Consider the following 20,498-nt stretch of genomic DNA (forward strand, 5'->3'; position numbering starts at 1 on the left):
TTCGATCCACGCTTCCTCCCCACGGTCGGTCGCCCTTCCGCAGTTGCGCTTCACTTCGCTCGCCATGACCAGCTTACGGTGGGACTTCCACCCACAAGAATGCGCCCATGCTGGGCGCACAACAAAACACCTCCCGCGCCAGCGGAGCGCGGGAGGTGTCGTACAGTCTTGGGAAGACCGGAAGCTTACGGAAAGAGCCCAAGCACTACGGCGCCGACGAAGATGAAGGCTGCCGAAACCAGGGCGGTATTGGCTGCCCACTGCCATTTGCTAGCGCTACGAACGGAAAAGGACCGTGTCTGATGTTGTAGCTGGCGCATGGATGCCTCCCGGGTTCTGGTGCCGCCCTTTGCGAGCGTTACCTATGCTACCTTATCTCGATAAACCCGATAGAGATAATGTTTCACTCAGCTATGCGTTCCGTAGAAAATCCTTTTTTCTTAACGAGCATTCCAAGGGATTAACGGTTTGTTATTCCCTGAGCCTCGTATCGCTTCTAAATTGCACTCTGGTCAAGGGCCAGACGAAAGACATTTGGGTCGATATTCCCGCCCGAGCAAATGGCTATCACTGTTTCCCCGAGCGTTTCCCCATGGAACAGCGCTGCGGCCAAGGCTACAGCACCTCCTGGTTCCACGACGATCTTGAGGCGGTTGAAGGCAAGTGCTACCGCATGAAGCACTTCACTTTCCGTCACCACGAGGCCCGAACCACAAAGCCGCGACATGATCGGAAAAGTAATCGCACCTGGCTGGGGCGTGATGATTGCATCGCAAAGCGAGCCGGATTGGGTGGAATTACGTTCAATCCTTCCGGACGCCAGAGAGCGCGCGACGTCGTCGAAACCTTCCGGCTCGCACGGATGTACCACAAAATCAGGGGCTTTGGCTTCCAGGGCCAAGGCGACACCCGAAATAAACCCGCCGCCGCCGGTCGGCACCAGCACGTCGGCCTTCTCGATGCCCAGTTCTTTCGCCTGTTCGGCGATTTCCAATCCGGCGGTGCCTTGACCGGCAATCACATACGGGTCATCGAACGGCTTGACGAGGGTGAGCTGACGCTCCTGCGACAATCGAGCGCCGATAGCATCTCGATCCTCGTTGGCGCGATCGTAAAGCACCACCTCGGCGCCATAGGCGCGGGTGTTGTCGATCTTGATGCGAGGTGCGTCGGACGGCATGACGATAACGCTCGGGATACCATGGATCTTCGCTGCAAGCGCGACGCCTTGCGCATGGTTGCCTGAAGAGAAGGCGATGACCCCTTTGGCACGCACCTCAGGCGAGAGAGCCGATATCGCCGACCAGGCGCCGCGGAACTTGAAGGAACCGGTATGCTGCAGACATTCCGGCTTCACGAATAAGCGCCGCCCCGCAATCTCATCGAGGAATGGAGAAGACAGCAACGGCGTGCGGCGCACGTGCCCGTCCAATCGGGCCTGCGCGGCTTCGATCATGCTGATATCGGTCATATGGAATTCCAAAGGAAAGATGAAGCAGATGGCCGACAGCCTATCGACGCTTTCCGTCCTGGTAAAGGCTGTAGAACATATCAGCCGGCTTCAGCGTGATCGCTGGCAGGCAGCATGCCGAGCTTCAACACTGCCTTGATCGGCAGGTGGTCGGAAGCAAGCCTTGCGAGGGGCGTGTCGTGGGTCTCTACGGTGTCCAGCAGACCCGGCCGGTTCGCCATGATTCGATCAAGAGCCAGCACCGGCAAACGCGACGGAAAGCTCGGCACAGCCGCCGGCAAACCGAACACGCTCGCGAGCGTGTTGAGGGAGGACCGGTCTCCCAGCCGCCATTCGTTGAGATCGCCCATCAGAACGGTCGGCTGTTCGGCACGTGATCGCAGGATATCGATGATGACGCGGGCCTGCTGATGCCTGGAACGGTTGAGAAGCCCGAGATGGGCGGCGATGATCCGGAACGCGCTGCCGTCCTTCAATTCCAGCTCTGTGATAAGGGCACCCCGAGGCTCGAGCCCCGGCAATTTGACCTGATGCACGTCGCGAACCAGCCCTTCGCGAAAGAAGACAACATTGCCGTGCCAGCCATGCGCCTTGGCAACGCCGCTGATCGGAACGGGAAAGAGCCCGGTTTCACGCTCCATCCAGGCGAGGTCGAGCAGCCCGCGCCGTTCGCCGAAGCGGGTATCCGCCTCTTGAAGAGCGATCACGTCGGCGCCTATCTCGCGGATGACATGGCTGGTTCGAGCCGGATCGAACTTGCCGTCGATGCCCACGCATTTATGCACGTTATAGGAGGCAACCAGCATGCCCTTGGCCCGGTCATGCGGTGCATGGACGCCGGCTCCGCGGTCCTTGCGGGCGCGGATTGATGCCAGGATATTTGTGGGAAGATTTGTGCGCTTTTCCCGCATGGTTCCGAAGGTTATTCGCAGAGAGGTGGATTATACGACAATCCGCTCATTGATCTAGCATTTCCAGCTCAGTCTAAAGATAGGGTGACCCGAGCCATAGCACGCGCTCAATGAGACGTACCACAAAGGGTCTTGCCATCAACGCCTCAAGCGTCACTTCAGTTGCGGAGGAAATTGCCAGGTCGATCCTTCGCTCCAAAGCTTCCACAAACGCGCAATCCAGAACTTCGAGATCCACCTCGAAATTAAGCCGAAGGGACCGAGGATCGAGATTTGACGAGCCGACATAGCCCCACCGACCATCGATGGCCATGAGTTTCGAGTGATTGAAGGGACCGGAAGCTCGCCAGATCCGACAATGGTTTTTCAGCATCTGATCGAATTGCGCCGTCATCGCCCTGTCGACCAGCACCAGATTGTTGGAGGTAGGGACGACGATATCGACCTTCACACCACGTCGCGCCGCGGTAACTAGCGCCGTAATCAACTCGCGATCCGGCAGAAAGTATGGCGAGACAATGCGGATGGAGGACCGCGCCACCGATAAGGCGCCCATCAACATCTTGTGGTTCGTCTCCACGCTGCGGTCGGGGCCGGACGACACAGCTCGCACGAAGACGGCTTTTCCCGGCTCCGTTTCCGGCGGATCAAGAGCCCAGGCCTCCTCGTCCAACATCTCGTCGGTAGCGAACCGCCAATCGGCTGCCGCAATCGCGAAGAGATCGGCCACGACCGGACCGGTGACCCTGAAATGCGTATCGAAGGAGCACATGTCTCCGCTGAATTCGCTTGAAAAGCCTTCGCGGATGTTCATGCCGCCCGTAAAGGCTGTCTTGCCATCGATCACCAATATTTTCCGGTGCGTTCTGAGATTGGCATAGGGCAATCTAAGTCCCATGATGACATTGCCGTTGAAGACGTCGACGATGACGCCGCCGTCGCGCAACCGGCCGAGAACGCTCGGGACGGAATACCGAGCGCCAACCGCATCAATGAGGACACGGACCTCAACGCCGCGTTTCACGGCCTCGATCAAGGCGCGGGCGAAACGCTCACCGATCCTGTCGCGATCGAATATGTAGGTTTCCAGGATGATGCTTCGCTGAGCACCGTCGATGGCACCGAGCATCGCGCGATAGGCCTCGTCCCCGGTATCAAGCGCAATGATCAGATTGCTGGTCGTCAAGCGATGATGCGTCACACGATCGCCAAGCGTCTTCATGGCTACGAACCGGCGGCCGAATCCGTCGGCGACTAGGTCGTCCGTAGCATCATAAGAAGCGAAATGGGCACGAATCTCCCCCTGAAGCAGCGCGCGGCGATCACTGATGACGGTGCGTCGGATGCGGTTGATCCCAGCAATCAGGTAAAGCAGGGCTCCGATGATCGGGGAAAGGATGATGACGCCGACCCAGCCCACGGCCGAACGTACTTCCTCCTTTGTCATCGCGGCGTGAATTGCCGCCGCCGCCCCCGCCAGGACCGATGCAGTGAAGAGGATGTGCGGCCAATAGCCCTCGGCGAGATCAAGCATAACGCTCAATATAGGAGCGCAAGTGCTTTCCGCAATCGAGCCGGATCAAGAGGTTATCCAGATCCGGTACGATGTCAGGCGGCGAGCTGTTTCTGGAACAGGTCAAGCGAAGCTTCAAAGGTGTCGAAAATGGCGTCTACCTGCTGCTCGTTGACGATCATCGGTGGGCAAAGTGCCATGGAATCTCCGATCGCGCGGGAGATGAGGCCCTTTTCCACCATGATCGAAAACAGCTTCGGACCAAGCTGTCCGGCGGCAAAACCGTCACGCGGCTTCAACTCCAATGCGCCGATCAGGCCGACGCCGCGCGCTTCGATCGCCAGCGGATGGCCTTCCAGCGCCTTCAGGCGACTCTGGAATTTCGGCGCCAAGGCCCGCACGTTACCGACGAGATCGCGCTCCTCTATGATCGCGATGTTTTCCAGCGCTACGGCGGCCGCCACTGGATGCCCCGCGGCCGTCACCCCATGGCCGAAGGTGCCGATCTTCGCCGATTCATCGGCGAGCGGTTGGTAGACGTTCTCGTTGATAAGCAGTGCCGAAATGGGTTGATAGGATGAGGAAATCTGCTTGGATAACGTCATGATATCCGGCTGAAGCCCGTAGGTCGTCGTGCCGAACATCTCGCCAGTCCGGCCAAAACCGCAGATCACTTCATCGGCGATCAAAAGAACATCATATTTCTTCAACACCTTCTGGATCGCTTCCCAATAGCCGGCAAGCGGCACGATGACCCCGCCGGCACCCATGACCGGCTCACCGATAAAGGCCGCCACGGTTTCAGGGCCCTCCTTCAGGATCAGATCCTCAAGGTCCTTTGCGCAGCGCTCCACGAACGCTGCCTCGGTCTCGCCTTCCTGCTTGAAGGTGCGATAATGCGGGCAGGTCGTGTGGAAAATTCCGGGCAATGGAAGATCGAAGGAACGATGATTGTTCGGTAGGCCGGTCAGGCTCGCAGCTGCGATCGTCACCCCGTGATAACCCTTGATGCGGGAGATTATCTTCTTCTTTTCCGGCTTGCCGAGCGCATTGGAGCGGTACCAGACCATCTTGATCGCGGTATCGTTGGCCTCCGAGCCGGAATTGGTGAAGTAAGCCTTCGACATCGGAACCGGCGCCATCTGGATCAGCTTTTCGGCGAGCTCAATGGAAGGTCCGTGGCTGCGGGCCGTAAAGGTATGATAGTAAGGCAGCTTCGCCATCTGCCTGGTGGCCGCGTCAACGAGACGGCTTTCGCCAAAGCCGACGGCGACGCTCCAAAGCCCTGCCATCGCTTCAATGTATTTCTTGCCGTTGTTGTCGTAGACGTAGATGCCTTCGCCGCGATCCATCACCAGGGAACCGTCCCGTTCCAATGCGCGGGCATTGGTGTAGGAGTGAAGGTGATAAGCCTTGTCCCGGGCTTCGATGGAGTTCGGCTGAATAGTCACGGGTGACCTCCTGTGAGACATACCACGATAGATGGATTTTCATAGGAGCAAACCACGGCATTGGACAGTCCCAATTGCCGTTTTCAGCCCCACCGAACGGTCAAAAGAATTGACGGTTCGATCAATGGATTTGGCTATTTCACCGTCATCGCCGCAACTGGCGGCTTGGCACCCGGCGGAATTGGGCTTGTATAAACCTGTCCCTTGCGCCGTCTCTTCAAGTCGGCCCAAGCGGCTTCGCGGAGCTGCTCGCTCTCGATCGCGGCAAGACCGGTAGCAGCCATAGCCTTGGCTGCAGAGATCATTCCTTTATGGGCAAGGGGGCTCTTGCCCTGCGCGACGACCTGCCACGTGTGAAGCTGGGTCCCTACGGCAAGCGTTGCGCCGTAGGCCTGCACCGTCGGCACCACCCAGCTGACATCCCCCACATCGGTGGAACCGCCCATCTGGCGATTTTCGCTATGAGCCGGCAGGATGAAATCCGCAAGCGGGACATCCCGTTCCTCCAGCCGCTCCTGGCTCCAGCTTGCCGAAATGTCCTCCGGGGTTAATGTTGCGCGGATTTTTTCCGCGAATATTCGATCTTCCTCATCGAATGGAGGCGGACCGATGCTGTCCCAGACGTCCTGCATCACATCCATCAACGGCGTGTTGACGATGAGGTTGGATACGCCCGCAAGGATGGTGCTCTCGACCTTCGTCTCGGTCATCAAAGCCGCGCCCTCCGCGACTTTCTTCACGCGCTCGATCAGTGAGAGGAGGCCCGGCAGTTCCGGCGCACGGACGACGTAACGAACCTTGGCATAAGCCTGCACCACATTCGGCGAAATGCCGCCGGCATCAAGCACCGCATAATGTATGCGACAATCGGACGGCATGTGTTCACGCATATAGTTGACGCCGACATTCATGAGTTCCACCGCATCGAGGGCGCTGCGCCCAAGCTCCGGCACCGCGGCTGCATGAGCGGCGCGTCCAGTAAAGCTGAAATCGATCCTGCAATTGGCGAGCGAAGTCTCGCGCTGCACGCCTGCAAAGTTGCTGGGGTGCCAGCTGATGGCAATATCCACGTCCTCGAAGGCACCGGCGCGAACCATGAAAGCCTTGGCCGCACCGCCTTCTTCCGCGGGGCAGCCGTAGTAGCGCACGCGGCCGGGCGTTCCCGTCTCTTCCAGCCAATCCTTGAGCGCCGTCGCCGCAAGAAGCGAGGCCGAGCCGAGGAGATTATGGCCGCAGCCATGCCCGTTTGCGCCAGCAACAATCGGCTCGTGGTGGGAAAGTCCCGCCTTCTGGCTCAGTCCTGCCAATGCGTCATATTCCCCGAGAAAGGCGATGACCGGGCCACCTTCACCCGCTTCCCCTATCAGCGCTGTCGGTATGTCGGCCACATCTTCAGTAACGGCGAAACCTTGAGCTTCCAGCATTTCCCGATGCGCCAACGCTGACAGCTTCTCCATGTAGCAGGTTTCAGGCGTCTCCCAGACCCGGTCCGCCAAATCGATAAAAACCTCGGTCTTGCGGTCGATGAAATCCCAGATAAGCGGGAGATTGGAATTGCCTGTCCTCATGAACCATCGCCTCGATGCAAGTAATGCTGATTGGAGGGCCGAACCGTACTCCATTCTCACCCGATGGCAATGCGCCAATACAGCACTCGTCAGGATCACACATCTGAAATGAAAAAGTGACCGAAAAGGCGAATTTTCGCATCTCGACAACAGAATGATAATCGCTATGCTCCCGCGCCGTTGCCGGTCGAGAATCTAAAGATCGGACCAAAAATGGTAAGAACACATGGGGATTGTGTCGAACTTGCGGAAAATTTTCTAAGAAACGCTGTCGCTACGAAAATAGACGGAGCTGTAGCCTTGCGAAAACCTGGCGCTCTGCAATTACGTGGACGTAAAATGACTTCCGCCGGAAGGAACAATCGAAGCACACGAGGGTCCAATTCGCCGACCGGGAGGTAAATAACAAGAATATCAAGCTTGAAGCGCACCGTTGCGCATCTAGTTCAATGACAGATTACCTGGGCCGCAAGAGGCCACAGGTCACACGGGAGAGACTATCATGAAATACAAACTGACCCTTGCCGCGGCGCTGCTGTCGGCGACCTTCTTCGCGGGCGCTGCTAGCGCCAAGACCTTCGTCTACTGCTCCGAAGGTTCCCCGGAAGGCTTCGACCCCGGCATCTACACGGCCGGCACCACCTTCGACGCGTCCGCTCATCCGATCTACAACCGCCTTCTCGAATTCAAGCCGGGCACGACGCAGCCGGAGCCAGGCCTCGCCGAGAGCTGGGAAATCTCCAGTGACGGCACTGTCTACACCTTCAAGCTTCGCCCGAATGTGAAGTTCCAGACCACCGACTTCTTCACCCCGAGTCGCAACCTGAACGCCGACGATGTTGTCTTCTCGATTGGCCGCCAGATCGACACGAAGAACGCCTGGAACCAGTATATCCCGGGTGCCGCCTGGGAATATGCCGCCGGCATGGGCTTCCCGGAACTCATCAAGTCGGTGGAAAAGGTCGATGACCTCACCGTCAAGATCACGCTGAACAAGCCGGAAGCACCGTTCCTCGCCAACCTCGCCATGCCGTTCGCATCGATCATGTCGAAGGAATATGCCGACAGCCTCGACAAGGCCGGCAAGAAGGAACAGCTTAACCAGATGCCGGTCGGCACCGGTCCGTTCACGTTCGTCGGCTATCAGCAGGACGCGGTTATCCGCTACAAAAAGAATGCCGACTACTGGGGTCCGGCTCCGAAGATCGACGATCTGGTCTTCGCAATCACCACCGACGCAGCAGTTCGCTATCAGAAGTTGCAGGCTGGCGAATGCCACCTCATGCCGTATCCGAACGCAGCCGACGTCCAGTCCATGAAATCCAATCCGAACCTCACGGTTCTGGAGCAGGAAGGCCTGAACGTCGCCTATCTCGCCTACAACACAACCCAGGCTCCATTCGACAAGGTCGAAGTCCGCAAGGCGCTGAACAAGGCGATCAACAAGAAGGCGATCGTCGATGCCGTCTTCCAAGGCATGGCGACCCCGGCGAAAAACCCGATCCCGCCGACCATGTGGTCTTACAACGAGGCCACCCAGGACGACGCCTATGATCTGGACGCTGCAAAGAAGATGCTCGCCGACGCCGGCGTCAAGGATCTTTCGATGAAGCTCTGGGCGATGCCGGTTTCGCGCCCCTACATGCTGAACGCCCGCCGCGCAGCGGAAATCATGCAGGACGATTTCGCCAAGATCGGCGTCAAGGTCGAGATCGTTTCGTATGAATGGGCCGAATATCTCGATCGCTCCAAGGCCAAGGACCGTGACGGCGCCGTCATTCTCGGCTGGACCGGCGACAACGGCGACCCGGACAACTTCCTCGACACCCTGCTCGGCTGCAATGCCGTGGGCGGCAACAACCGCGCTCAGTGGTGCAACAAGGAGTTCGACGAACTCGTGAAGAAGGCCAAGGTCACGTCCAACGACGAGGAACGTACGAAGCTCTATGAGCAGGCACAGGTGATCTTCAAGAAGGAAGCCCCCTGGGCCACACTCGATCACTCCCTCTCCATCGTTCCGATGCGCAAGGGCGTGACGGGCTTCACCCAGAGCCCGCTCGGCGACTTCACCTTCGAAGCCGTCGATATCACCGAGTAATTTAGCGGCTCACAATGTTTTTGCCGCGGGGCGCGTTGCGTTTCCCGCGGCATTTTCTTATGAGACGCCAAAAAATGTGGCACAGACGCCTCAATCGCCGCTTCCATGGCTTGACAAAGCCTTGAACCGGCCAAGACCGAAACCATCGAAGGTTTTAGAATGTTTGGCTTCCTTTTGCGGCGCCTCGCCGTGCTGGTCCCGACTTTTATCGGGGTCTCTATCATCGCCTTTGCCTTTATCCGGCTGCTGCCGGGCGATCCCGTGGCCCTTCTTTCGGGTGAACGAGTCATGTCGCCGGAGCGCCATGCCGTTATCAGTCAGCAACTGGGTCTCGATCGGCCGCTGGTGGTCCAATATCTCGATTATCTAGGCGGCGTGGTGACCGGCGACTTCGGTTCTTCGATCGTGTCGAAGAAACCGATCCTCGACCAGTTCCTGGCCCTCTTCCCAGCCACGATCGAACTATCACTCTGCGCAATCATCATCGCGGTTGCACTTGGCATTCCGGCTGGCGTAATCGCGGCCATCAAGCGGGGATCGTTCTTTGATCAGGCGCTGATGGGCGTCGCTCTCGTCGGTTATTCGATGCCCATCTTCTGGTGGGGCCTGCTACTGATCATCCTCTTCTCGGGCACCCTGCAGTGGTTCCCGGTCTCCGGACGCATCTCGTTGATGTTCTTCTTTCCGCCGGTGACGGGCTTCATGCTGATCGATTCGCTGCTGTCTGGCCAGAAGGGTGCTTTCGCATCGGCACTGAGCCATCTGGCGCTGCCTTCGATCGTGCTGGCCACGATCCCGCTGGCAGTCATTGCGCGGCAAACGCGCTCGGCCATGCTGGAGGTCCTGTCTGAGGATTACGTCCGCACCGCCCGGGCAAAGGGGCTTTCGCCCTTCCGCGTCGTCGGCATCCATGCTCTGCGCAACGCCATGATCCCGGTTATCACCACCATCGGCCTGCAGATCGGCGTCATGCTCGCCGGCGCGATCCTGACCGAAACGATCTTCTCGTGGCCCGGCATCGGCAAATGGATGGTCGACAGCGTCTTCCGCCGAGACTACCCGGTCATTCAAGGCGGCCTGCTGCTCATCGCCGCCATTATCATGTTCGTCAATCTCATCGTTGATTTGCTCTACGGCCTGATCAACCCCCGTATACGGCACTAAGAAGGAGAAAATCCCATGGCCGATACCATCATCGACAAGGCGCCCGCGGCCGTTTCGACCGCCGCCATGCGCCGCCAGATGCTCAAGGAGTTCTGGTTCTATTTTTCCGAAAACCGCGGCGCCGTCATCGGGCTTTTCGTCTTCCTGGCGCTTGTCGTAATCGCGGTATTCGCACCGATCATCGCGCCGCACTCACCCTTTGAACAGTATCGCGACGCGGTACTGGTGCCGCCGATCTGGACCGAAGGTGGCCGCGCTGGATACCTGCTGGGCACCGATCCTGTTGGACGCGATATTCTTTCACGCCTGATCTACGGCGCTCAATATTCGCTGTTCATCGGCGTCTTCGTAACCACGCTGTCGCTGGTGGGCGGTATTCTGGTTGGTCTGATCGCGGGCTATTTCCGTGGCTGGGTCGACACAGTCATCATGCGCCTGATGGATATTATCCTGGCCTTTCCGTCGCTGCTGCTCGCCCTGGTGCTCGTTGCCATCCTGGGACCCAGCCTGACAAACGGAATGATCGCCATCGCGCTAACGCTCCAGCCGCATTTCGTGCGTCTCACCCGCGCGGCTGTGATGGCCGAGAAGACCCGCGACTATGTGACCGCGGCCCGCCTTGCAGGTGCCGGCCCATTACGCCTGATGTTCCGTACGATCCTGCCGAACTGCACCGCGCCGCTGATCGTTCAGGCAACCCTTTCCTTCTCGAACGCCATCCTGGACGCGGCTGCCCTCGGCTTCCTCGGCATGGGTGCTCAGCCACCCGCGCCGGAATGGGGCACGATGCTCGCCGAAGCACGGGAATTCATCCTGCGCGCCTGGTGGGTGGTCACCTTCCCCGGCCTGGCGATCCTCATCACCGTCCTTGCCATCAACCTGATGGGCGACGGCCTGCGCGATGCGCTCGACCCGAAACTGAAGAGGTCCTGATCATGGCGCTTCTGCAAATAGACAATCTCACAGTCGAATTCGAAACCGCGACAGGCTGGTTCAAAGCCGTGGACGGAGTCTCGCTGTCGGTCCAAAATGGTGAAGTGCTGGCGATCGTCGGCGAATCCGGGTCCGGCAAGTCGGTCGCCATGCTTGCGGTCATGGGGCTTCTACCCTGGACTGCGAAGATCACCGCAGACCGCATGCTCTTTGAAGGCCGCGACATCCAGAAGATCAGCCCGGCCGAGCGGCGCAAGCTGATCGGCAAGGATATCGCGATGATCTTTCAGGAACCGATCGCCAGCCTCAATCCGTGCTTTACGGTGGGCTTCCAGATCGAGGAGGTACTGCGCGTCCACCTCGGCCTCGACAGACAAGCCCGCCGCGCCCGCGCCATCGAACTCTTCAAGCAGGTGGGCCTGCCTAACCCGGAAGAGCGGCTGGGCAGCTTCCCGCACCAGATGTCGGGCGGGCAGTGCCAGCGGGTGATGATCGCCATCGCCATCGCCTGCAACCCGAAGCTCTTGATCGCCGACGAACCGACCACGGCTCTCGACGTGACGATCCAGAAGCAGATCCTGGACCTCATCATGTCGCTGCAGGCCAAGAACGGCATGGGCCTCATCATGATCACCCATGACATGGGCGTCGTGGCCGAGACGGCCGACCGCGTGGTGGTGCAATACAAGGGCCGCAAGATGGAGGAGGCGGACGTGCTCTCCCTCTTCGAAAACCCGAAGAGCAACTACACAAAAGCCCTGTTGGCGGCGCTGCCGGAAAACGCCACCGGCGACCGCCTCACCACCGTTTCCGCCTTCTTTGACGGAACTCCGGAACCTGCCCAGGGAACGGGATTGGGAGCAAATGCATGACCGATAATACTATGCTCGAGGTGCGCGACATCAAGCGCGACTACGAACTCTCAGGCGGCCTCTTCAAGCCCAAGAAGATCATTCACGCGGTGAAGGGCATTTCCTTCAAGCTGGAACGCGGCAAAACGCTCGCGATCGTCGGCGAATCCGGTTGCGGCAAGTCCACGCTTGCCCGCATGATCACCTTCATCGACGAGCCGACTGCCGGCGACCTTCTGATCGACGGGAAAAAGGTCGATACACGTCCGGGGCGCCTCACCCATGAAATGCGTCAGAAGGTGCAGATCGTCTTCCAGAATCCGTATGGCTCGCTCAATCCGCGCCAGAAGATCGGCGATGTGCTCGGTGAACCGCTAGCGATCAATACGGATATATCGGCGGAAGAACGGCGGCATCGCGCAAACGAGATGCTGAAGAAGGTCGGTTTGGGGCCGGAGCATTATAACCGCTATCCGCATATGTTCTCCGGTGGTCAGCGCCAGCGTATCGCGATCGCGCGCGCATTGATGCTGAATCCAAAGCTCCTCGTGCTAGACGAGCCGGTCTCGGCGCTTGATCTTTCGGTCCAGGCACAGGTGTTGAACCTGCTTGCCGACCTGCAGGACGAGTTCAATCTCACCTACGTCTTCATCAGCCACGATCTCTCCGTCGTTCGCTATATCGCTGACGAGGTCATGGTGATGTATTTCGGAGAGGCGGTTGAATACGGTACGCGCGATGAGGTCTTTTCCGACCCCAAGCACGAGTATACCCGGACGCTGTTTGCAGCGACACCTCGCGCGGACGTCGAAACCATCCGCCAGCGTATTGCAAAAAAGAAGGCGATGGCCGAGGCCTGACTCCTCCCCTCAAGGAGGTGGGGTGATCCATCTGAAAGATTGCACCCCACCCACCGCTTCGCGGCGACATCCCCTTCAGGGAAGGTCACAGCTTTCACTCCACGAATACCCTGACGCTCGCGGCTCTTCCCACGGCATCAATCACCGTCAGTGTCGAAAAGCCTGCCCCTTCTGGCATCCATTGATTGGTTCGCCGACGCGACAATTCGGTGAGCGGTCTTCCATTGGCCAGCCAGCGGAAGGGCGCCCGCCCGCCCTGCAGTTTCAGTGCCAGCGGCGAGATTTGCCCGGACCGAGCGCCAAGATCGACCCTTGCCCCTTCGGGGGGATAGACGATCTGCGGCGGCGGCTCTCGAGTCGAGGCCGAGATGAGGCCGGCCGCCGTCATCGAAAAGCGTCGGTGGCTGATCGGAAGATCGGCCTGCGCAAGCCGCACGACACCAGCAGGAGCCGGCGGCAAGGGCGCGATCGGAACGCCTGATTTGGAAAAGGCTTCGAAGAGGATCGGTGCAGCGGTCTGATAGCCGGCAATGCCCGGCACCGCTCCATTGTCCGGCCGACCGACCCAGACTCCGAGCACATAACGACCGTCATAGCCAACGGACCATGCATCACGATAGCCGTAGCTCGTGCCGGTCTTATAGGCGATGCCGAGTCTCGGGCTCCCCTGCGGCGGCAGAACGTCCGACAGAATATCTGCGACGTGCCAGACAGCCTGCGGCTCGAGCAATGGCTCGCCCTCAATGAGACCCGGCGCCCGATCGACCCCATTTCCGAGCAAGACGGGCTGTCCCTGATTTGCCAGCGCGGCATAAGCCTGCACGAGATCCTTGAGCGTGATGCCGACGCCGCCAAGCCCGATTGCCAGACCGGGTGCCTCATTTGGTGGCAGGACCGGCCGTATATCGGCTCGCCGGAAACGGATCATCAGCCGTGACGGCCCGACCGCATCGAGCAGACGCACGGCAGGCACATTGAGCGACAATTGAAGTGCCTGCCGTATGCTGACGTCGCCCTGGTAGCTCATGTCGAAATTTTTCGGCCGGTAGCCGAAGAAATCCGCCGGCCGATCTTCAATGATCGTCTCCTGGGAGACGATCCCCTGCTCGAAGGCTAGTCCGTAGATGAATGGTTTTAGGGTCGAGCCAGGCGAGCGCAGAACCCGCGTCATATCGATCCAGCCTGAACGGCTCGCATCGAAATAGTCCGCGGAACCCACCTCGCCGACGATTGCACCGGTCGTCACATCCGCCATGACCATCGCGAGCGAAACCCGGGGGCTGAGCCTGGATGTCGCCTCGCGGGCGACTTGTTCCAGTCCCTGCTGGATGCCGCGTCTGAGCGTCGTCTTGTGCTGTTTGATATCCGGTCGCTTTCGAGTAGCCGCTTCGGAAAGATGCGCGGCATAGGCCGGCAATTGCAGCCGCCGCAGCGGGATTGCCTCGCTTAGGGCACGCTCCGCCTCGCCCTCGCCCGTCAAGTCCGCGACGGCCGACCTCACCAGCACCCGCTCACGCGCTGCCTTCGCGCTTCGGGCATGCCGATCCGGACGCCGGCCTTCAGGCGATTGCGGCAGGGCCACGAGCAGGGCTGCTTCCGCCACCGTCAATCGGCGCGGCTCCTTGCCGAAATAGGCGAGGCTCGCAGCACGAACCCCTTCCAGGTTGCCGCCATAAGGTGCATGGGTCAGGTAGATTTCGAGAATTTCCTGCTTGCTCAAGCGCCGCTCTATTTGCAGGGCACGGACAAGCTGAAGGAGCTTTGCAGAAAAGGAACGGGTTTCGCGCGGCTCTATCAGCCGAGCCACCTGCATGGAAAGCGTGGAGGCTCCGGAAACGATGCGGCCGTTCGTGATGAATTGCAGCGCCGCCCGGCCGAGAGCCAGAGGGTCGACGCCTGCATGGTCGTAGAAACGCTGATCTTCATAGGCAACCAGCATTTTGATAAACCGAGGATCGACGTCCTCCGCTGCGGTCTTCAGTCGCCAGCGACCTTCCGGCGTGGCAAAGGCCCGCAACAGCACACCATCCGCGTCCAGCACTTCGGTCGAGACGACCTGCGCCTTTTCAAGCGGCGGTGGGAAGGCCCGGTCGGCGGCATCAAGACCGGCGACCAGCCCGGCCAGGAGGACCAGGCCGGCACCGATGCCGATCGAGAGCTTCCAGCTGCGTTTCATGGGATCGAGCCGCCGCTATTGCGCGGCGAGCACCTCCATCTTGCCGGTTGCAGTCCGCGCCGAGAACTGCGGCCGGTACATATCTTCGACCTGCGCCGCCGGATGGTCATAAACGCCCGGTGTCACGGCGCGCACGACATAGGCGAGCGTGATCTGGCGATTGTCGCCGGCGCTGCGATCGAATGCGGCAACGAAACGGTCGTTGCGGAACTCCGTATGCGCAGCCTGAACCTCCTCCAGCCAATCGAAATTCGAAAGGTTGGCGCTGTTGACGACGCTCGGATTGTCGATCTCAAAACCGGCCGGCAGCAGATCGGTCACGACGATGCGCGACGGCCACTCGTTCGTCTCGGTGATGGTCAGCACCGCCACGTAACGTTCATTCTGCTGCGCCTCGCTGACGTTCACTTCCTCGCCATCCATATTGTAATAGGTTCGGGAGATTTCGAAGCCTTCTCCACCGGCAGGAAGCGGCTGGGCGGGCGCCGCAACCGTGGTTATCGCCGCCGAAAGCGTTTCGCCGCTGTCGTTCCTGATCGTTACCGGATGGTCGATCAGCGCGTCACCCGTCATCTGCGACATCAGCGTCCCGCGGTGAGAAGCGCCATTGACGTTAAGCCGCAGGCTGTCGTCGCCGTTCTGCAGAGCACGGGCGGCGAGCAGCATCCAGGTCTGTTCCTGAGTGCTGGTATATTTCTTGGAAGCCCATTCCTTGGCAACGATGTTCGCCAGCGCCGGGACGATCGGCGGCACGGGTTTGCTCTCGGCGGCCAGTGCCAGGACCGCAGCGCCGTCCCGCAACGACGAACCGTAGTCGGAGCGAGCCAGGCTCACCTTGTGGATTTGCGCCTGTTCCGACATCTGCAGGGAATCTGCAAAAATGCTCTTTGAGCGCTGGGCATCCCCATAAAGCGCCAGCGCCGCAGCAATATGGGCCTTGGCGAGAGGCGTCGGGAAGTCATTGAGCGCCGTGTCCGCGTAGTAGCGCAGATCGCTGATCGCGGCTTTCCGGTTTCGCGCGAGCACGTAGAGCGCATAGGCGATTTCGTTGCCCTGGTCCTTGATGTTGTTGGTATAGCCGAGCGTATTCTGCAGGTTCTCCAACGCCTGAACCAACGTCTTTTCCGGAACGTCGTAACCTTGCTCTCGGGCACGAGAGAGGAAGTCCGTCACATAGGAATCGAGCCACAAATCGCCGCCGCCCGGAGCCCAGAGGCCGAAACTGCCGGCCGAGGACTGGTACGAAAGCACGCGATAGATGGCGTCCTGCACCCGCTTCTTGATATCCGCATTGTCGGCCAACCCGTTCTGCACCGCCATTTCGCTGAGATAAAGAAGCGGAAGCGCGCGGCTCGTGGTCTGTTCGGCGCAGCCGTATGGATAACGGCTGAGGCCCATCAGCAGCGCCGGAATGTCGAAGGCGTTCGACCGGCTGACATTCACACTGACGGAGCCCCCGGGCAGGACACTGTCCGCAAGCAAGTTGGAATCAACTGTGAGGCTCGCCCCGGGCCGAAGCTCAACAAGCCGACGCTCCGTAATGGGCATCGACGCCGGCCGCACCGGGATATCAAGCTGCTGATACACGGAAGGTCCTGAAACGCTCGCCAGACGCACATAGACCTCACCATTGCCCGGTTCGATACCGGAAAGCGGGATTGTGAGATTTGCCTTTCCGCCTGCTGCGAGCTTTAGGTTCTTGCTCCCGTTCTGCCCGACTGAGACCGGATCGGTCGTCATGACAGTAAGCTGATAGTCGCCGGCCGGCGCATCCGTGTTGGCGATATCGAGACGCAGATTGCCCTGATCTCCAGGGGCGAGGAAACGCGGCATGCTTGCGGTTACCACGATCGGGTCGCGGATGATCACATCCTTGACGCCATGTCCGACCCCCAATTTCGACCAGGCGACCGCCATTATGCGGGCGGTGCCGTTGAACTGCGGAATATCGAAGGAAACTTTTGCTTTGCCCTCGGCGTCGAGTTTTACGGGGCCTGAGAAAAAGGCCACCAGCTTCTCCTTTGGCGGGCTCGCCTGCAGGGCAATGCTGCCGCCATCACCGCCGGTGCGCAGGCGGCCGGTGGCGCCGAGCGAGCCGTCGATAAGCCGGCCGTATATGTCGCGAATCTCAATCCCGAGGCGGCGCTGGCCGAAATACCAGTCGTCCGGTGCCGGCGGCTCGTAGCGCGTCAGGTTGAGGATACCGACATCGACCGCGGCGACCGTTACATAGGCGTTTTCATTTGCCCCGGCTCCGGCTACCTGCACGGAAATATCGAGCGGCTGACGCGGCAGCGTCTTTTCAGGCGCATCAACCGAGACCTGCAGGTCCCGATTTTCCGGATCGACCTTCAACCATGTGATACCGATCGCGCGCATCGGCATCCGGCTTTGCTGTGCCTCGCCCGGACGATAGAGCGTAGCTGTTACATAGGCGCCGGCGCCCCAAGCCGCCGTGACGGGAATTTCCACCTCACCGCCCTGCTCGCCCATGCTCGCCGCCTGCACGGTGATCAGCTCTTCAGAGCCTGCCGTCAGCATCAGTTCTCCGGCATAACGCGAGGAGACTTTGAGCTTCGCAGTGTCGCCGATTTTGTAGCTCGGCTTGTCGAGAGCGATTTCCAGTGCATCCGGCGTTTCGGTCGAGGTCGCGGTCACGAACCAGCCGGCGTCGAATTCCACGCTCGACGCGGGTCCGCCGACATCGGCAGTCTCGACCTCGAGCCTGTAACGTCCCCAGCCGACCGGGACGGAGATCCGGCCGCCATCGGCGGTGACGTTGACGGCACCATCGGCAATCTGGCTCGTGCGCGTTACCGGCTCGAAACGCCAGGAAGACCCGTCGCGATACCATTGGTAGTCGCGGTCGACCTTGATGAGCTTCCACGAAAGGCCGCGCATCACCTGCTTATTGCCGTCGGCGCCCACGACGATGACCGTGAAATTGCCGACCGAATTTTCTGTCAGATCTCCGCTAAACTCCGGCTTGATCCCGATACGAGAGCCCTCTGACTTGACAGGTAAGGTCATCGTGCGCTCGACGGCCCGGCCACCTGCCTCCTGCATCCGCACGACAATATCTGCGTTGACAAGCTGCGTGGTCGATGGGATTTCGCTCACCAGCGCTTCGATGGTCGCCTTGCCTTCCTCGTCGGTCGGCTCCAGCTCATCGAGCGGTATCCTTACCGTCTCGGTTTCCTCTTCATCCGCCAATCCGAATTGATAGCCGGGAAACGCCGAATTTTCCCGGGTAGGCTTCAGTGCAATCTCACCTTCCAGATTGAGACCGGCTGCGGGTGCACCATAAAGGAAGCGCCCGTCGACGTTGATTGACGCCGGCTTGCCCGCTTCGATCTCCTTCGCATCGCTCGCCATCTCGAACTCGATGCGGTCAGGCACGAAGTCATCGACGAGGAACGTCTTTTCGCCGATTGCGGAGCCCTTCGGGTCCGTGAAGATCTGCATCGTCCAGGTGCCACGCATGGACGTCTGCTGCAGCGGCAGGCTCACGGCATAGCCGCCGAGCAAACCATTGCTGACCATCCGCCGATCCTCGACGCCGTCCGGACGCAGGAAGACAAAGGTGAGCGGTAGATTTTCGATGGCCGATGCATCGACATCGCGGGCGAGGGTACTCGCGTAAACCGTTTCGCCGGGGCGGTAGATGCCCCGTTCCGTCCAAGGCAGGATATCGATGGCACCCGGCGCCGGGCGGCCTGTGACGCCCCGGTCCGAGAGATCAAAACCGGCGCGGGTCATATCGAGGAAGACGAAATCCTGGCCGCTGTTCAGTGCCGTCAGGACCGCCGGCACCATGCCTGCGGTGCCGCGCATCAAGCCGGCAGTGAAAACCGCGCGGCCATCCGCATCCGTCTTCGCGGTGCCAAGGATTTCATTGTTCTTGGCAAGAAGCTGAAGATCGACGCCGCTGATCGGCTTGGCGGAACCAAGCGAGCGGGCGAAGACATGCAGGCCGTCCGTACCGGCATAGGTGGTAAGGCCGATATCGGAAACGACGAACCATTGCGTCGCTTTGCTGTCCCATTCCTGCGAGACCGTATTGGAAGCGGCCGCCGTCAGCACATAGACGCCCGGCTTCCGGGCGGGCAACGCTTCATCGACCGGAAAGCTCGTCACCACATCCTTGTTGAGTTCGGTGCCAATATCGATCGTTCCCTGCCAGACGAGCTCGCCGCTTTGCTGCTCGATCTGGCCGGCATTGTAGCCGTCCATCTGGGTGAGAAACTGCGAATTGGCGAGAAGCGAGGCGATATTCCGGTCGCCTATCCGGTAGAGCTTCAGGTCCGCCTTTTCCGTATTGACCGAAACGATCGGAATACCGCGACGGGCCGTCGAAGGCAGGACGAAACTGTCACCGGTGAAGCGTACCGTCGCTGAGCGGTCCTTGACGTAGAGATCAAGATCGATCTGGGCGACGAGCGGCTCGTCGACCGATGACGGGAGGCCGCGGCGGAGCGATAGCTTGTATCGCTGGCCGTGCGTCAGACCTTCGACGCAGATCTGGTTGTCCTTGGCTTCCATAGCCTTCGGCGCCTGGCCGTTTAGCACCACGAACGGAGCGTAATCGACACCGGCTTTCACCAGTGGCTCGGAAAATTGCACGCAGGCGCGCGGATTGGCGCTGTCCGCATCGACCGTATTACCCGTCACGCGGAAACCCTGGCGCTCGCGAAGGTCGTTGTAGGCCGTCTGCACGGTACGGGCCTTCACCAACGCGAGGCTCGCTTTATAGGCATTCAGTGCAGAGCGGTAATTCTGCTGCTTGGTAAGCGCTGCTCCAAGAACCGCCAGTGCATCCGCGCGGCTTTGGGCCGTGCGGGACAGCTGGTAGCCGTTGATCGCAGCAAGGGTACCTTCGCTATCGGCGGTGCTATTGTCCCTTGCGGTGCCGGCAGCACGCGCCAGCTCGATCCAGAGCGCACCATTATCGGGGGTCAACGTAAGCGCACCTTTGAGATTGTAGATCGCGGTATCGACATTGCCGCGGAGGAGTTCCGCCTGGGCGATCGTCTTCAGGTTTTCGACACCATAACCCTGCTGGTTATCCCCGAGCGTCAGGCCCTCTTTCTGCTCCCTGGCCTGCTGCAGCAGGTCCTCGGACAGGAAAGAGAGCTTTTGTGGTGCGCCTATGTCCGGCTCCGTGGCGACGTCAACGATCTTGCCCGCCACGGCGCCGGGAAAGGGATTGAGCTGGCCGTAGTCCGTCTTCAGGAAACACCACTTGGCATTGACGTTATAGGTGAAGGCTTTGCATGCATTGTCGCCGATGCACGCCGCCTCGCATTGCGGCTGGCTGACGTTCTTCACGGTTCTGAGATCGAAACCAAGATAGTCGCTATCCGGTGTGCTCTCGATACGCCGCTCCGCAGCCGTCAACGGCAAGGCGAGAGCGAATGCGGAAAAGAGAAGAGCGGAAAAGCCGAAAAACGCGCGCCTGGACATGAACCGTCCCCCCAATGGCTGTCGTTGAATGCGCCAGTT

General features: G+C 60.0%; 13 protein-coding genes. 5 read left to right on the forward strand and 8 right to left on the reverse strand.

Annotation, left to right across the window (positions count from 1 at the left end):
• Positions 1–185: 185 nt before the first annotated feature.
• From C5L12_RS29070 to C5L12_RS16155, 6 genes are all read right to left on the reverse strand, one after another.
• A complete protein-coding gene (locus C5L12_RS29070) occupies positions 186–320 on the reverse strand; it encodes a hypothetical protein (RefSeq protein WP_280952528.1) in 135 nt (44 codons plus the stop codon).
• 176 nt (positions 321–496) lie between these two features.
• The gene (locus C5L12_RS16135; protein ID WP_105373078.1) at positions 497–1,471 is read right to left on the reverse strand and encodes a threonine ammonia-lyase; all 975 of its coding nucleotides are present in this window, start codon (positions 1,469–1,471) and stop codon (positions 497–499) included.
• A gap of 80 nt (positions 1,472–1,551) precedes the next feature.
• Positions 1,552–2,382 carry an endonuclease/exonuclease/phosphatase family protein gene (locus C5L12_RS16140; protein WP_105373079.1) on the reverse strand — a complete coding sequence of 277 codons (831 nt, stop codon included), beginning with the start codon at positions 2,380–2,382 and terminating at the stop codon, positions 1,552–1,554.
• Between the two features lie 73 nt (positions 2,383–2,455).
• Positions 2,456–3,916, reverse strand: a complete 1,461-nt coding sequence (locus C5L12_RS16145) for a phospholipase D-like domain-containing protein (RefSeq protein WP_105373080.1) — start codon at positions 3,914–3,916, stop codon at positions 2,456–2,458.
• A 74-nt stretch (positions 3,917–3,990) separates the two neighbouring features.
• Positions 3,991–5,346, reverse strand: coding sequence for an aspartate aminotransferase family protein (locus C5L12_RS16150; RefSeq protein WP_105373081.1), 1,356 nt, complete (start codon positions 5,344–5,346; stop codon positions 3,991–3,993).
• Positions 5,347–5,480: 134 nt separating this feature from the next.
• A complete protein-coding gene (locus C5L12_RS16155) occupies positions 5,481–6,842 on the reverse strand; it encodes a M20 family metallopeptidase (protein WP_425350801.1) in 1,362 nt (453 codons plus the stop codon).
• A gap of 574 nt (positions 6,843–7,416) precedes the next feature.
• On the opposite strand from C5L12_RS16155, the gene C5L12_RS16160 reads away from it, so the two are divergent.
• The 5 genes from C5L12_RS16160 (at position 7,417) to C5L12_RS16180 (ending at position 12,820) form a co-directional block, all read left to right on the forward strand.
• Complete coding sequence (locus C5L12_RS16160) at positions 7,417–9,012, forward strand: ABC transporter substrate-binding protein (RefSeq protein ID WP_105373083.1); 1,596 nt, start codon at positions 7,417–7,419, stop codon at positions 9,010–9,012.
• Positions 9,013–9,171: 159 nt separating this feature from the next.
• Complete coding sequence (locus tag C5L12_RS16165; protein ID WP_105373084.1) at positions 9,172–10,176, forward strand: ABC transporter permease subunit; 1,005 nt, start codon at positions 9,172–9,174, stop codon at positions 10,174–10,176.
• 15 nt (positions 10,177–10,191) lie between these two features.
• The gene (locus C5L12_RS16170) at positions 10,192–11,109 is read left to right on the forward strand and encodes an ABC transporter permease subunit (protein ID WP_105373085.1); all 918 of its coding nucleotides are present in this window, start codon (positions 10,192–10,194) and stop codon (positions 11,107–11,109) included.
• A gap of 2 nt (positions 11,110–11,111) precedes the next feature.
• Positions 11,112–11,981: an ABC transporter ATP-binding protein gene (locus C5L12_RS16175; RefSeq protein WP_105373086.1), complete on the forward strand. Its 870-nt coding sequence runs from the start codon at positions 11,112–11,114 to the stop codon at positions 11,979–11,981.
• Entirely contained in the window at positions 11,978–12,820 is an 843-nt protein-coding gene (locus C5L12_RS16180) for a dipeptide ABC transporter ATP-binding protein (RefSeq protein ID WP_105373087.1), read from the forward strand. Before C5L12_RS16175 ends, C5L12_RS16180 begins: the two co-directional genes overlap by 4 nt.
• A 94-nt stretch (positions 12,821–12,914) precedes the next feature.
• Here the strand turns inward: C5L12_RS16180 and pbpC are convergent, their stop codons facing one another.
• Together pbpC and C5L12_RS16190 are read right to left on the reverse strand one after the other, a co-directional pair.
• A complete protein-coding gene (gene pbpC, locus C5L12_RS16185; RefSeq protein WP_105373088.1) occupies positions 12,915–14,996 on the reverse strand; it encodes a penicillin-binding protein 1C in 2,082 nt (693 codons plus the stop codon).
• A gap of 15 nt (positions 14,997–15,011) precedes the next feature.
• The gene (locus tag C5L12_RS16190) at positions 15,012–20,459 is read right to left on the reverse strand and encodes an alpha-2-macroglobulin family protein (protein WP_105373089.1); all 5,448 of its coding nucleotides are present in this window, start codon (positions 20,457–20,459) and stop codon (positions 15,012–15,014) included.
• Between the last annotated feature and the right edge of the window lie 39 nt (positions 20,460–20,498).

This window comes from Neorhizobium huautlense, from assembly GCF_002968575.1.
Lineage (GTDB): Bacteria > Pseudomonadota > Alphaproteobacteria > Rhizobiales > Rhizobiaceae > Neorhizobium > Neorhizobium huautlense.

Excerpts from the sequence above, each read along its gene's own strand:
- C5L12_RS16140 (WP_105373079.1), bottom strand. The coding sequence starts at position 2,382 with ATGCGGGAAAAGCGCACAAATCTTCCCACAAATATCCTGGCATCAATC.
- C5L12_RS16160 (WP_105373083.1), top strand. The coding sequence starts at position 7,417 with ATGAAATACAAACTGACCCTTGCCGCGGCGCTGCTGTCGGCGACCTTC.
- C5L12_RS16175 (WP_105373086.1), top strand. The coding sequence starts at position 11,112 with ATGGCGCTTCTGCAAATAGACAATCTCACAGTCGAATTCGAAACCGCG.
- C5L12_RS16180 (WP_105373087.1), top strand. The coding sequence starts at position 11,978 with ATGACCGATAATACTATGCTCGAGGTGCGCGACATCAAGCGCGACTAC.
- C5L12_RS16190 (WP_105373089.1), bottom strand. The coding sequence starts at position 20,459 with ATGTCCAGGCGCGCGTTTTTCGGCTTTTCCGCTCTTCTCTTTTCCGCA.
- C5L12_RS16135 (WP_105373078.1), bottom strand. The coding sequence starts at position 1,471 with ATGACCGATATCAGCATGATCGAAGCCGCGCAGGCCCGATTGGACGGG.
- pbpC (WP_105373088.1), bottom strand. The coding sequence starts at position 14,996 with ATGAAACGCAGCTGGAAGCTCTCGATCGGCATCGGTGCCGGCCTGGTC.
- C5L12_RS29070 (WP_280952528.1), bottom strand. The coding sequence starts at position 320 with ATGCGCCAGCTACAACATCAGACACGGTCCTTTTCCGTTCGTAGCGCT.
- C5L12_RS16170 (WP_105373085.1), top strand. The coding sequence starts at position 10,192 with ATGGCCGATACCATCATCGACAAGGCGCCCGCGGCCGTTTCGACCGCC.
- C5L12_RS16165 (WP_105373084.1), top strand. The coding sequence starts at position 9,172 with ATGTTTGGCTTCCTTTTGCGGCGCCTCGCCGTGCTGGTCCCGACTTTT.
- C5L12_RS16145 (WP_105373080.1), bottom strand. The coding sequence starts at position 3,916 with ATGCTTGATCTCGCCGAGGGCTATTGGCCGCACATCCTCTTCACTGCA.